The organism is Streptomyces saintjeani (genome assembly GCF_055409605.1).
The window spans coordinates 6501217-6514317 of sequence record NZ_CP189624.1 but is presented as its reverse complement, the minus strand read 5'-3'; the positions used below and the strand labels follow the sequence as shown (position 1 = coordinate 6514317).

The following is a 13101-nucleotide window of genomic DNA, read 5'->3' as shown; positions in this document are numbered from 1 at the left end:
CGAAACAAACCGATAGGATCGACTCATGCGCCGTTCGAAAATCGTCTGTACTCTCGGCCCCGCGGTCGACTCCCACGACCAGCTGGTGTCGCTGATCGAGGCCGGCATGAACGTGGCCCGTTTCAACTTCAGCCACGGCTCCCACGCCGAGCACCAGGGCCGGTACGACCGGGTCCGCGCCGCCTCCAAGGAGGCCGGCCGGGCGATCGGCGTCCTCGCCGACCTCCAGGGCCCCAAGATCCGCCTGGAGACCTTCGCCGAGGGCCCCGTCGAGCTGGTGCGCGGTGACGAGTTCACCATCACCGCCGAGGACGTCCCGGGCGACAAGACGATCTGCGGTACGACGTACAAGGGCCTGCCGGGTGACGTGGCGCCGGGCGACCAGATCCTCATCAACGACGGCAACGTCGAGCTGAGGGTCCTCGCGGTGGACGGGCCCCGGGTCCGCACGACCGTCGTCGAGGGCGGCGTCATCTCCGACCACAAGGGCATCAACCTGCCGGGCGCCGCGGTGAACGTGCCCGCGCTGTCCGAGAAGGACATCGAGGACCTGCGGTTCGCGCTGCGCATGGGCTGCGACATGGTCGCGCTGTCCTTCGTCCGGGACGCGAAGGACGTCGCCGACGTCCACCGCGTGATGGACGAGGAGGGCCGCCGGGTCCCCGTCATCGCCAAGGTGGAGAAGCCGCAGGCGGTGGAGAACATGGAGGACGTCGTGATGGCGTTCGACGCCGTCATGGTGGCCCGCGGCGACCTGGCCGTCGAGTACCCGCTCGAAAAGGTCCCGATGGTGCAGAAGCGGCTCATCGAGCTGTGCCGCCGCAACGCCAAGCCGGTGATCGTGGCGACCCAGATGATGGAGTCGATGATCACCAACTCCCGTCCGACGCGCGCGGAGGCGTCCGACGTCGCCAACGCGATCCTCGACGGGGCGGACGCGGTCATGCTGTCCGCCGAGTCCTCCGTCGGCGCGTACCCGATCGAGACCGTCAAGACGATGTCGAAGATCGTCACGGCGGCCGAGCAGGAGTTGCTCTCCAAGGGTCTCCAGCCGCTCGTCCCCGGCAAGAAGCCGCGTACGCAGGGCGGTTCGATCGCCCGTGCGGCCTGCGAGATCGCCGACTTCCTCGGTGGCCGTGGCCTGGTCGCCTTCACGCAGTCCGGAGACACAGCGCGCCGCCTGTCCCGCTACCGCGCCCAGCAGCCGATCATCGCCTTCACCACGGACGAGAACACCCGCAACCAGCTCACGCTGAGCTGGGGCGTGGAGTCCCACGTGGTCCCCTTCGTCAACTCCACCGACGAGATGGTCGAGATGGTCGACCAGGAGATCGCCAAGATCAACCGCTTCACCCCCGGCGACACGGTCATCATCACGGCGGGCTCCCCTCCCGGCGTCCCCGGCACGACGAACATGCTCCGCGTCCACCACATCGCGGGCGGCTCGACGGAGTGAGTCCGGCCTGAACGACACTGAGGGCGCTCCCTGTTGGACAGGGGGCGCCCTCAGTCGTCGTCCAAAAGGTGAACAGCCCTCTACAAAATGATCATGAGCTTGACAAAGAGTGATGGCCCGGCTCCCCCGGCGAATTCGAGGAGAACCGGGCCATCACTCGTGTGCGGCTCCCGGAGGGGCTCAGGTGATCGACTGCGACATCCCGGGGATGGTCAAGGTCCCGCCGAACTGGCCGGCCTGGACGACCTTGACGTTGCTGAAGTAGATCCAGGGGATGTTCAGCGGGGGCGGGCTCTTGGGGCTGAAGGTGACCGGGAGCAGGCCGAAGAGGTTGCCGGAGATGCTCTCGGTGTACATGATCGTGTCGCCGCCGGTGATCGTGGATTCCTTACCCTTGGCGCTCCGGACGTGGTAGGTCTTGCCGGAGTTCTTGTCCTTCACGATCTGGTGCAGATCGACGATCTTGGTGCTCTTGGAGATGACGTACTTGAGCACCTTCTTCTTCGCACCGCTGGACGTGGTCACCTCGACGACGCCCTGGTAGTCGGCGCCGTCCAGCGTCAGCCCGCTGGCCTCAAGGATCCAGGGGTCCTCCGGCAGGAGGATCTTGTTGTCTCGGCCGTCGACGACGGCGTCCGTGGACGCCTTGCAGTCGCCGGCGTCCGTACTGGCGCTCGGCGACGGGCTCGGCGAGGCGGAGTCGTCGGCCTTCTCCGTGTCCTCGGCGGCCTTCTCGTCACCGGCCCCGGCGGACGGCTCGTCGGAGGAAGCCTTCGGAGAGTTCGACGCTTCGGGGGACTTCTTTCCGGCGGCGGAGTCCGAACCGGAACCGGTCTCGGAGGATCCACTCGTCGAAGCGGACGCGGACGGCGAAGGAGACGGCGAGGCGGGCACGTCGTCCGAACTCGCCCCTCCCGTGAAGAGGTCGCCGATGGTGTCCCCGATGGACTCCAGCAGCCCGCCCCCGTCGGCCTTCTCGCTGCCGGAGCTCGCGGAGGCGGACGGTGAAGGAGACGGCGAGGACTTACCGGAAGCGGCGTCCCCCGCAGAAGCGGAAGCGGAAGCGGACGGCGAGGGTCTCGGCTCGCCCTTGTCGTCGGAACCTGAACCCGACGACGCGGAGTCGCCCTTGCCCGCCGAGTCGTCCTTCGGCTCCTTGCCGGAGTCTTCGCCCGGCGAGGCCGAAGCGGAGGCGGACGGCGTGGGCGACGGCGAGGCGGACGCGTCGTCCCCCTCCAGGGCCGCGACGCACTCCTTGTACTCCTCGGCCTGCTGGCTGTTGGACGCGGCAGTGTGGTCCTCCGCACGCGCCAGCGTGGGCGTGAAGCCCATCCCCATGAGCACCGCCGTCGGCATGGCCGCGAGGGCTATCGCCTTGCCCGCGGGCACGTGGAGCCTGGTCAGCAAGGGCTTCCTGGGAGCCGCGTGCCGCGGCCCCGTCCCGGCTCTGAGGGCCGCAGGAATGTCGCTGCGGGCCTCGTCATCCGACATGGTGAACTCCCTTGGGATCCTCGGCCCGCGCGCCGTCCGCGGAGCCGGCCGCATCGTCGGCCGTGTCGTACGGCGGCTGCGGGGACACGGGGAAGTCCGAACCGGAATCGGGTGTGCTGCCGCCCCCGGTGGGTCCCGTGAAACGCGGCTCCGCGCTGTCCGAGACGGGCTCGGCGGGCTGACCCGGCATCCACGAGAGCGCGAGCGCGCCGCCGAGCAGCGCGAGCACGAAACCCATGATGAAGCCGCCGATGTTGGAGACGACCAGAGACACCAGCGCGAGCAGGATCGAGGCGACCCCGGCGAAGACGCGGGTGGCCTGCTGGAACCACATCGTGAGGCCGAGGGTGAACAGCAGGATCCCGATTATCAGCGAGCCGGCACCGGCTGTCGTCGACATGGCGATCGACATGGTGCCCAGCTTGAGCGTCGCGTACGGGAAGTAGGCGATCGGTACCCCGCCGAGCAGGGTGAACAGACCCGCCCAGAACGGCCGACTGCCCCGCCAGGCGCGGAATCGCAGACGCAGCCGGGTGAAGGTCCCGACGCGCTGGACCGAAGTCTCGGCACTCATGGAAAACAGCTCCCTGGGTCCGGTGGAGGTACGTACCGGCTCGGCCCTAGGGCGTGGTGAAGCCGGAACAAGTCTGTGGCGGAACCCAGCGCGCGGCCGGGAACCATAGGGCGGGGAAGCCTGGACTCCCCCGCCCTCAGGACGGCTCAGCCGCCCCGGAATGCTCCTAGAAGCACTCCATGTCGGGGTCGGTGCCGAGCTTCATCGACAGACCGCTGAGCTTGAACGTGCCGGCAGTGGTCGCCCACGCCGTCTGCTCGACGCCGGTCAGGTCGGCCTTCTCCGCCTGCTGGGAGAAGCCTCCCGGCAGCACACTGTCGCCTTGCCTGATGGCGGGACCGCGGGTCTTGTCCTTGACCGCCACACCGATGTCGATGTTCGTGAACGTCGCATCGGCGTTGAGCTGGGCGACGTCGATGTAGAGGTTGGTGGCCTCGACCTTGTGCTTGTCGTCAGGACCGGCATCCAGCCTCAGGTAGATCGTCTTGTTTATGAGGGGGATGACAGTCTTGACCGACTGACACATCTTCGTGATCTCGGCACGGTCGAACGACGAGATCGCGACAGGGCGGACAGTCTTGTCCTTGCCCTCTGTGTTGGTGTATCCGGAGTCGATCCCACCGTACTGAGCGAAGCCCCAGCCTTCCAGGTGGTCGGCCTTGACCTTGAACTCCTGGCCGGACACGCTGAACGACGCCGCGAGGGCACCCTGCGCCAGTCCGACACCCACACATGCCGCAGCGGCGACGCTGGGCACCATCACCACAGCGAACCGCTTCCATCTGGTCCCGCCACGCACCTGGGACTCCATCATTTCCTCCTTCTCGGACGTACATCCCGCTCCGGCGAGCCCCGTGGAACGGCGACTCGGCCAGGCAGGGATGGGAGAAGTGCTACGTCCTCGGGAAGGGGAGCGCCTGTGCTCGAAAGCGCGAACCGCGCCTGAGATCACCGGCGATCACCCCCGAGCGACTACCACTCGGTCGCGCCTGACACGCATCATGCGCAACCTTGCCGGACAGGCTCCACCCGCGGGCGAAGACCCCCCTGCCCTGAAGAACCGTCGACGTCGTCGTCGGCTCTGCCCGGTGGGGACCCATCAGGCCCGTGTCCCGACCGGCTGCCGGGGAACGGGGAATGGACCGAGCGTCGCCGATCGTGGTGCATTCTCGCCGCCCGCACAAGGGGGTTCGTTACTGGCTAGTAACGGCCGGATAACCGTCCGACGACCCACAGGTCTCGACCGGCGACCGAGCGCGACATCCCTGCCCAGGACAAATCACGCGACAGGGGGACAGAATCCGGCAGACCAACGGCCTCGACTTACTGGAAGTAACAGCGGCCACGTTTACCAAGATTTGGCAAAGCGTGGCCGCAAAAGCGTCCAGCCGACCGAACTTTCCCTCCGGTACCTCGGTACCGGCAGGTTTAGCGACTGGTCAGAACAGCGCGCGGGCCAGCGCACGCCGCGCCCCCGCGACCCGGGGGTCGTCGGGACCGATCACCTCGAAGAGTTCGAGCAGCCGGACCCGTACGGCGTCCCGGTCGTCACCGACCGTGCGCCGGACCGTCTCGATGAGCCGCCCGAACGCGTCCTCGACATGACCGCCCACCAGATCCAGGTCGGCGGCGGCGAGTTGGGCCGCCGCGTCGCCCGGCTTCTCGGCCGCGTCCCGGCGTACGGCCTGCGGGTCGAGGCCCTGGATACGCTGGAGCAACTCGGCCTGCGCGAGCCCGAGTTTCGCCTCCTCGTTGCCCGGGGAGTCGGCCAGCACGTTCTGGTACGCCCGCACCGCGCCGCCCAGGTCCCCGGCGTCCAGCGCCTCGACGGCGGCGGCGAGCAGCGCGTCGTACGGCCCCGCCGGGGCCTGGACCGGCGCCTCGGGGGCCGCGCCGGGCTCCGCGTCCGGGTCGACCGTCAGGCCCGTGATGCCGAAGCGCTCCTCGGCGACCTGGACCAGCTGGTCCAGGGTCTGGCGGATCTGGGTCTCGGGGGCGGCGCCCTGGAAGAGCGGGAGCGCCTGGCCGGCCACCACGGCGAAGACGGCCGGGATGCCCTGGATACCGAACTGCTGCATCAGCATCTGGTTGGCGTCGACGTCGATCTTGGCGAGCAGGATGCGGCCGTCGTACTCGACCGCGAGGCGCTCCAGGACCGGGCTGAGCTGCTTGCAGGGCTGGCACCACTCGGCCCAGAAGTCGATGACGACCGCGACCTCGGCGGACCGCTGGATGACCTGGCTCTCGAACCCGGCCTCGTCGACGTCGATCACGAGGTCGGCCGGGGAGATCGCCCCCGCGCCGCCCTGGCGGGCCGTTTCGGCGCGCGTCTGCTCCGCCTTCGCCTTGGCCTCCTGGGCCGCCTTCACCGCGGCGAGGTCGACGACTCCGCTCATGGACATGTTCCGTGGCTGCATACGCCTATCCTCCCCCGATCCGGCGCCTGTGCGAAAAGCGGTCCGTGAACCTCGTTACGCCGGGGCCGCGTTTGCCCCGACGGGTTCGCGGGCACGCGTCCACCGGCCTCGAAACCGCCGTACGTGTCCGAAAACCCGAGCGGCCCGCCGTACGACGCGGGGTCCCCACCCCGCGTGCCGTCCGGGCCTCCGGTCCCCGCACCGCTCGCGTACGTCTGTCGCGGGCTGTGCCGGGTCCCTGCCGAGCTTTCGCTACGACCCGTAGCGTAATGCGCGCCGTGTGCCTCGCGGGAGTCCTTCCCGGTGATCTCCCTCACGACTCCACCATCTTCACCGCACCCGTTCACAGGGCTCCACCGAATTAACGGCGCGCGGGGTCGGGTGCTCGGGCACGGCCGCTATGGTCGTCCGATGCAGAGCCGCAGCCCCGCCCCGCGTCCGGGCCGTCAGGGCCGTCCTCGAAGCGCCACCGCGGACGCCGCGATCCTGGCCGCGACGCGGGAGGCGTTGGTGGAACTGGGCTGGTCCAAACTCACGCTGGGGGACGTGGCCACCCGCGCGGGCGTCGCGAAGACGACCCTCTACCGCCGCTGGACCGGCAAGAACGAACTCGTCGTCGACGCGGTCGCCGAACTCTTCGACGAACTCCGCCTGCCGGACCGGGGCAGCCTCACGGCGGACATCGAAGGGGTGGTACTCCAGTTCGCGGCGATCCTGGCGCGGCCGGAGGCCAAGAGCGGGCTGATGGCCGTCGTCGCGGAATCCACCCGGGACGAGGCCCTGCGCGCCCGGATCCGCGGGTCCATCGTCGACCGCCAGAAACGCCTCGTCCTGGAGGGCCGCGCCCGCGCCCAGGATCGCGGCGAGATCCCCCGCGAACCGGACGGCGGGCAGGCCACGGACACGGCCGACCTCATCTTCGACGTCGTCGCCGGGGCGGTCGTCCACCGCACCCTCGTCAGCGCGGAACCGGTGGACGAGGCGTGGGTCCAGAGCTTCGCCCGCCTGCTGCTGGGCGGGCTGCCCGCGGCGGCGGGAGGGTAGCCGGCACGGTCACGCCTTCGCGGCGACCGGCGTCCCCTCGGTCAGCCTGGACTCCAGCTCGTGGCTGACCTTGCGTTCGACGAAGAAGGCCGCCGTGGGGATGGTGCCGGCGAGCAGGACCCACAGCTGCTTCTTGACCGGCCACTTCGCCTTGGAGCCGAGGTCGAAGGCGAAGACGAGGTAGACGATGTAGAGCCAGCCGTGCGCGATGCCGACGACCGACGTGAAACCGTCGGCGCCGTTCATGTCGAGCAGGTACTTGCCGATCACACCGAGGGTCAGCAGGACCAGCAGGACGCCGGTGACGTAGGCCATGACGCGGTAGCGGACCAGCACAGATTTTTTCATGCGAACGAGCCTAACCGGGCCACCAACCCCCGCAGCGGCGGGGACCAACGCAGGCCGTCACGCGGTAGCGGGTCGGCACGCGGAACACCCCCGCAGCAGCGGAGACGATGCCATCACCCGGTAGCGCGTCAGCACGCTCGGTACACCTCCGCGTCGGCAGAGAAGCGCGTGCTGACCCACAGGGCAACCTACTCCTCCTCGAAGTCCCCCGACGCCACCCGCAGCGGTCTCAGCATCGCGAAGATCTCCGCGCACTCCTCCGCGTCGTAGACGCCGAGGCCGAAGTCCATCGTCATGAGGTCGCGGGTGGCGGACTCCACCACCTCGCGGCCCTTGTCCGTGATGGACGCGAGGGTGCCGCGGCCGTCGTTGGGGTTGGGGCGTTTGGCGACCAGGCCGGACTTCACCAGGCGGTCGACCGTGTTGGTGACCGACGTCGGGTGGACCATCAGGCGTTCGCCGATCTTGGACATGGGGAGTTCGCCGGCTCTGGAGAAGTTCAGCAGGACGAGGGCCTCGTAGCGCGCGAACGTCAACCCGTACGGCTTCACCACCGCGTCGACCTCGGCCAGCAGGATCTGCTGGGCCCGCATGATCGACGTGATCGCGGCCATGGACGGCACGCTCCCCCACCGCTGCTTCCAGAGCTCGTCCGCGCGGGCGATGGGATCGAAGGGGAGACTGAGGGGCTTCGGCACGGCACCAGACCCTACCCGCCGGTCACATTCCGGTCAGCCGCGTCTCACGCACCGGTCCGGAAACGGCTTCCTGAGCGAAGTTCCCGGACCGGGCGGCGATGTGACTTGGTACGTCACTTTTTACGCGTTATGCAACGATGGTCCCCATCTTCGTTCGCAGGGAGCGGCATGTCCCGTCCAGCCCACGCACTCGTCGCCTTCGTCGTCCTGTCTCTCACCGCCGCCTGCTCCTCCTCCCCCGCGACCGAGGAGGCGTCGGTCGCGGCACCTGGGAAGAAGCGGGCCGCCACCCAGGCTTTCTGGGTGGACCCCGACAGCAACGCCGCCCGGCAGATCCAGCTGTGGAAGCGCGAGGGCCGCGACTCGGACGCGGAGCTGCTGCGCAGGATCGCCGACCAGCCCATGGCCCTGTGGCCGGCGGGCGAGATCGACCCCGGCCCGGCGGTGACCGCGGCGACGACGGCCGCGACCCGCGACAGCCGTACGGCGCTGTTCGTCGCGTACGACATCCCCCACCGCGACTGCGGCCAGCACTCGGCGGGCGGCGCGGCGGACGGCGACGCCTACCTCGCGTGGATCGGCAAGTTCGCGTCGGCGATCGGGGACGCGAAGGCGCTGGTGGTCCTGGAGCCGGACGCGGTCGCGCACATCGTGGACGGGTGTACGCCGGGTGAGTACCACGGCGAGCGCGAGCGGTTGCTGGCGGCGGCGATCACGCGGCTGAAGCAACAGCCCGGTACGACGGTGTACTTGGACGCCGGCAACCCCTCCTGGATCCGCGAACCCTGGAAACTGGTCGAGCCGCTGAAGCGGTCCGGCGTCGACGCGGCCGACGGCTTCGCGCTGAACGTCTCCAACTTCCAGCCGGACGACGCGGTCAAGCGCTACGGCCTCGACCTGTCGTCCCGACTGGGCGGAAAACACTTCGTCGTCGACACCAGCCGCAACGGCAACGGCCCGCTCCCGGGGGTGTGGTGCAACCCTCCGGGGCGGGCCCTGGGCACCCGGCCGACCACCGAAACCGGGGAACCCGCTCTGGATGCCTACCTGTGGATCAAACGGCCGGGCGAGTCGGACGGCACGTGCGAGGGCGGGCCGGACGCGGGCCAGTGGTGGCCGGCGTACGCACTGGAGCTGGCGCGCGACTCGAAGTGAACGGGGCGGCCGGAGCCGGGCAACTCCCGCCCGGCGCCGCCCACTTCACCCCACGCCAACTCCCGCTCGCCCCGGCTCACTTGACCTGGATCCACTTCGCCTCCGACGGTGTCCCCGCCGCGTCCGTCGCGAACAGCATGTACCAGCCGGGCGGCACCAGCGCCGGGTCGTCCGGCACGGTGAACGTGACGGCCCGCCCCTCCTTCGTCAACTCCAGCGCGATGGACCGCTGTTCGACGTCGGTGGTGTGGGTGACGGCGCTGGGCCGCATCAGCCGGGCGGAGACGATCCGCTCGGGGTGTGCGGTGCGGTAGGTGACCTTGCGGTCGTCGGGCAGGAGCCCGGGTCCGTCGTCGAGGACGGGCCGGTCCTTGCCGTTCCTGTGCAGCGCGGGCGGCGTGAAGACCTCCATGCGCTGCTCGAAGTGCCCGAGTTTCGTGTTCTGCTGGTCGTCGTAGAGGGGGTCGGAGCCGAAGGTGGCGACCCGCCCGTCGGGCAACAGCAGGGCCTCGGAGTGGTAGTTGCGGCCGACGACGGGTTCGGCGGCCTCCCGGAAGACGTTGCCCTTGGGGTCGTAGAACTGCGCCTTGAGGATGTTGCTGGCGCTGCGCCCCCGGTAGTCGGCGGAGCCGTTGGAGGTGAAGACGGTGTCGTCCGGCATGATGACGCTGTTCAAGTACCGGGTCCCCTGGGGCAGGTCGGGGCCCTCCTTGAACACCGGGTTGTCCTCCTTGAGGTCCACCACGGCCGTCCGGGGCGTCGCCTTCTTCGACTCCCCCACGCCCCCGCCACCGAGGATCATCACCCGCTGGTCCTGCGCGGGCGGCAGCAGCACGGACGCCGAAGTCTCCGTCGCGTCCGCGTCCTTGAGCCCGGGCACCTTCTGGAACGTGTTGGTCTTCAGGTCCCAGATCCCCGGCTCTCGCCCCTGATCGGCGGGCCCGTACCCGGCGTTGGAGGCGGGATAGAACAACTTCCCGCCCTTGGTGAGGAACAGCGCCGGATACGTCGGGAAGTACCGCTTGGGACCCGGCGTCCACTTCTTCGTGCGCGGGTCGTAGATCTCGTTGTCCCCGGGGTCGACCACGCCGACGTCGTCGAGCCCGGAGACCGCGAGGACGCGCCCGTCGTCGAGCCCGACGAGGGTCGGGTACCAGCGGGCCTTCTTCATCGGGTCGACGGGGATGTACCGCTCGGCGAGGGGGTCGAACTCGTAGGCGGCGCGGATGCCCTGGAAGTCCTGCTTGTCGAAGGTGATCTTCTCGCTGAGCCCGTACGTGTTGTCCGCGTCCTTGCCGGTGAGCCCGACGATCTCGTACTGGGCCCGTTTCTCGGTGACGGACATGGGCCCGCTCTCGGCGGCCTCGACGAAGACGCGGACCTCGCTGGCGGTGACCTGCGTCTGCCAGGGCTGCATGACGCCGCGCCGGTTGTACGTCACCTTGAAGCCGCGCTTGGCCTTGGGCACGGTGACGTCGAACTTGCTGACGTACTCGACCCCGGCCGGCGAGCGGAAGCGGGTGCCCTTCTTGAGGACGACGGGTTTGTCGGGGTTCTCGTTCTTGACGCGCATCCCGCCGGCGGCCCGGTCGATCTCCCCGTCGAGGAGTTCGTAGCGGGCCGTGCCGCCCGCCACCAGGAGCCGCCCGTCGGGGAGTTGGGCGTGTCCGGAGCAGAAGAAGTCCTCGGGGGTGGGGATCTTCTTGAAGGTGTCGGTCTTCGGGTCCCACAGCACCGTGTCGAAGGACCCGGCGTCGAACTTCTTCTGCTCGTTGCCGGACCCGGCGACGATGAGGACCTTCCCGGTGTGCAGCAGCGCCGCGTGGATCGCGTTGGTGCGGTACTGCTCGGGGATGTCGACCTGGGCCCAACTGCCGTACTTGGCCCGGTACTCGGGCTGGGCGATCTTGTACGCGTGGTACTGCTCGCCGACGAAGTCCAGCGCGGCGGGCGCGTTGAGGCTGGCGAGGATCGCGACGCCGCCGATGCCCAGGACGGTCTTCTTGGTCTTCTGCGGGAAGGCCATGGCTAGTTGCCTCCTGTCGGGGTGCCGGAGACGGGGGCGAGGGCGGGTTCGACGGCGGGCGCCTCTACCGCCCGAGAGCTACGGGTACGGGGCCGGGCGAGCCGCTCCCGCACCGCCGTGCCGATCCACACCGCGACCGGCGCCAGGGAGATCGCCGTCGCGAGGACCGCCCAGGTCCGCATGGCGACGTGGGTGTGGCCGAGGACGGCGGAGGCGGCGAGGGACGCGATGAGGACGGCCGCCCAGAAGAGGTGGATACGGAAGGTCATGAGCCGGTCGGCGCTGACGCCGGCGCCCTTCGGGGTGACGACGAACCGGCTGGGGCGGCGCAGCAGGGCCGCGCCGAAGGACTTGAGGTAGATCGGCGCGGAGAGGGCCGACATGCCCATCCCGGCGAGTCCGCCGGAGCCCTCGGGTTCGTGCGGGGAGACGTTGTGGCGGCGGTTCCAGAGGTACAGGCCGATCTGGAGGGCGGCGGCGTCGCTGTAGAGCATCAGCCACACGGACGCGGCGACCTGGGTGCCGGACGCGCCGAACCACAGGAACAGCACGCAACTCACCATGCCGAGCAGCCAGTTGACGGCGGTCATCGGGTAGTAGACGAGCATCATCGTGTACGAGAACAGCCTTCCGGGAGGCATCGTGAACGGCGCCTTCCAGTACTGCTTGAACAGCGTCTCGTACGTCCCGCGCGACCACCGCATCTGCTGCGTGAAGAAGTCCGTCCAGGACGCGGGCCCCTCGCCGACGGCCAGCACGTCCGGCGTGTACACCGACCGCCACCTGCGCCCGGTCACCGGGTTGCGCCGCCGGTGCAGTTCGAACCCGGTCGCCATGTCCTCGGTGATCGAGTCGTACAGCCCGCCGATCTGCTGCACGGCCGCGATCCGTACGACGTTGTTGGTGCCGACGAACATCGGCGCCCGGTAGCGGTTGCCCGCGCGCTGGATCAGCGCGTGGAAGAGGAACTGCTGGGACTCGGCGGCCTTCGTCACCGGATGGTGGTAGTTCCCGTACACCTGGGGTCCTACGACGAACGCGACGTCCGGGTCCCGGAAGTACCCCATCATCCGTTCGAGGTAGTCCGGGTGGGGTACGTGGTCGGTATCGACGGAGGCGAAGAACTCGTACTCGTCGCCGTGCGCGGCGATCCAGGCGTTGTAGTTGCCGTGCTTGGTCCGGGCCTTGTGCACCCCCTTCGGCCGGTTCCACTCCGGGACACCGTGCCGGGTGAAGTGCCGCACCCCCAGCTCCGCGCAGAGCGCCTTGACCTGCTCGTCGTCCCCCTCGTCGAGGAGCCACACGTCCAGCGGCCCTCGGTGGTGGATGCGTACGGCGCCTTCGAGAGTCGCCCGCACCATCGCGAGGGGCTCACGGCCGGGGACGTACGTCGTCAGGAACGCGACGCGGGTACCACTCTCGGGTATGACGGGTACGGGGTCCCTGGCGACCAGGGTCGCGTGCGCCACGGACGCGACGTTGACGACCATGAACAGCTCGATCAGCCCGATGGCTATGAGCATCGCGATGTCGAGGCCGACCATCCACGCGTCTCCGCCCTCGCGCTCCACCCAGTGGCTGGGCCACACCAGGTACACGAGCAGCAGCGCCGTCAGCACCGGCGCGAGGCTCATCAGCAGGATGGCGCGTATTCGGTGGGGCTCGCGGGAGAGCAGCGATATGTACTGCACCCGGTACGACGCGGCCGGCTCCGTGAGCGGCCCGGCCAGCCTGCTGTGGGTGTCGTAGTCGTAGCCCTCAGGCCGCACAACGCCCTCCAAGAAGTGGGAGTGGTCGAGGCCCGGGGTTCGCGCTGAGTGGTTTTTGTCAGGGCGAACCCGACGGGCCAATACCCACACAAAAATGGACATATCGGACACTGTCGAACGGGG

At 69.2% G+C, this 13101-nt stretch carries 11 protein-coding genes; 3 read left to right on the top strand and 8 right to left on the bottom strand.

From position 1 onward, the window contains the following. Positions 1 to 25: 25 nt before the first annotated feature. Positions 26 to 1456 (top strand): pyruvate kinase, encoded by a 1431-nt coding sequence (pyk, locus tag ACQCO7_RS29870; protein WP_464074716.1) that lies wholly within the window; start codon positions 26 to 28, stop codon positions 1454 to 1456. 180 nt (positions 1457 to 1636) lie between these two features. Here the strand turns inward: pyk and ACQCO7_RS29865 are convergent, their stop codons facing one another. The 4 genes from ACQCO7_RS29865 to ACQCO7_RS29850 form a co-directional block, all read right to left on the bottom strand. Next, positions 1637 to 2947 carry a hypothetical protein gene (locus ACQCO7_RS29865; RefSeq protein ID WP_464074715.1) on the bottom strand — a complete coding sequence of 437 codons (1311 nt, stop codon included), beginning with the start codon at positions 2945 to 2947 and terminating at the stop codon, positions 1637 to 1639. Further along, entirely contained in the window at positions 2937 to 3521 is a 585-nt protein-coding gene (locus ACQCO7_RS29860; protein ID WP_464074714.1) for a DUF6114 domain-containing protein, read from the bottom strand. Before ACQCO7_RS29860 ends, ACQCO7_RS29865 begins: the two co-directional genes overlap by 11 nt. Positions 3522 to 3687: 166 nt before the next feature. Next, positions 3688 to 4332 carry a DUF6230 family protein gene (locus tag ACQCO7_RS29855; protein WP_464074713.1) on the bottom strand — a complete coding sequence of 215 codons (645 nt, stop codon included), beginning with the start codon at positions 4330 to 4332 and terminating at the stop codon, positions 3688 to 3690. A gap of 628 nt (positions 4333 to 4960) precedes the next feature. Next, complete coding sequence (locus ACQCO7_RS29850) at positions 4961 to 5938, bottom strand: tetratricopeptide repeat protein (protein WP_464074712.1); 978 nt, start codon at positions 5936 to 5938, stop codon at positions 4961 to 4963. A gap of 411 nt (positions 5939 to 6349) precedes the next feature. On the opposite strand from ACQCO7_RS29850, the gene ACQCO7_RS29845 reads away from it, so the two are divergent. Beyond that, positions 6350 to 6982, top strand: coding sequence for a TetR/AcrR family transcriptional regulator (locus ACQCO7_RS29845; RefSeq protein WP_464074711.1), 633 nt, complete (start codon positions 6350 to 6352; stop codon positions 6980 to 6982). Between the two features lie 9 nt (positions 6983 to 6991). Here the strand turns inward: ACQCO7_RS29845 and ACQCO7_RS29840 are convergent, their stop codons facing one another. Next, complete coding sequence (locus ACQCO7_RS29840; RefSeq protein ID WP_464074710.1) at positions 6992 to 7330, bottom strand: DUF3817 domain-containing protein; 339 nt, start codon at positions 7328 to 7330, stop codon at positions 6992 to 6994. A 188-nt stretch (positions 7331 to 7518) separates the two neighbouring features. After that, entirely contained in the window at positions 7519 to 8028 is a 510-nt protein-coding gene (locus ACQCO7_RS29835; protein WP_464074709.1) for a MarR family winged helix-turn-helix transcriptional regulator, read from the bottom strand. Positions 8029 to 8196: 168 nt separating this feature from the next. Between ACQCO7_RS29835 and ACQCO7_RS29830 the strand changes: the two genes are divergently transcribed. Next, a complete protein-coding gene (locus ACQCO7_RS29830; RefSeq protein WP_464074708.1) occupies positions 8197 to 9183 on the top strand; it encodes a glycoside hydrolase family 6 protein in 987 nt (328 codons plus the stop codon). A 76-nt stretch (positions 9184 to 9259) separates the two neighbouring features. Here ACQCO7_RS29830 and glxA read toward each other — a convergent pair whose 3' ends face one another. Then, on the bottom strand, positions 9260 to 11209 hold the full coding sequence (gene glxA / locus ACQCO7_RS29825) for a radical copper oxidase GlxA (RefSeq protein WP_464074707.1): 1950 nt from the start codon (positions 11207 to 11209) through the stop codon (positions 9260 to 9262). 2 nt (positions 11210 to 11211) lie between these two features. Beyond that, a complete protein-coding gene (locus ACQCO7_RS29820; RefSeq protein ID WP_464074706.1) occupies positions 11212 to 12978 on the bottom strand; it encodes a glycosyltransferase family 2 protein in 1767 nt (588 codons plus the stop codon). Positions 12979 to 13101: the final 123 nt, after the last annotated feature.

Coding starts and splice junctions, on each gene's coding strand:
- ACQCO7_RS29865 (WP_464074715.1), bottom strand. CDS start 2,947: ATGTCGGATGACGAGGCCCGCAGCGACATTCCTGCGGCCCTCAGAGCC.
- ACQCO7_RS29855 (WP_464074713.1), bottom strand. CDS start 4,332: ATGGAGTCCCAGGTGCGTGGCGGGACCAGATGGAAGCGGTTCGCTGTG.
- pyk (WP_464074716.1), top strand. CDS start 26: ATGCGCCGTTCGAAAATCGTCTGTACTCTCGGCCCCGCGGTCGACTCC.
- ACQCO7_RS29860 (WP_464074714.1), bottom strand. CDS start 3,521: ATGAGTGCCGAGACTTCGGTCCAGCGCGTCGGGACCTTCACCCGGCTG.
- ACQCO7_RS29840 (WP_464074710.1), bottom strand. CDS start 7,330: ATGAAAAAATCTGTGCTGGTCCGCTACCGCGTCATGGCCTACGTCACC.
- ACQCO7_RS29830 (WP_464074708.1), top strand. CDS start 8,197: ATGTCCCGTCCAGCCCACGCACTCGTCGCCTTCGTCGTCCTGTCTCTC.
- glxA (WP_464074707.1), bottom strand. CDS start 11,209: ATGGCCTTCCCGCAGAAGACCAAGAAGACCGTCCTGGGCATCGGCGGC.
- ACQCO7_RS29850 (WP_464074712.1), bottom strand. CDS start 5,938: ATGCAGCCACGGAACATGTCCATGAGCGGAGTCGTCGACCTCGCCGCG.
- ACQCO7_RS29845 (WP_464074711.1), top strand. CDS start 6,350: ATGCAGAGCCGCAGCCCCGCCCCGCGTCCGGGCCGTCAGGGCCGTCCT.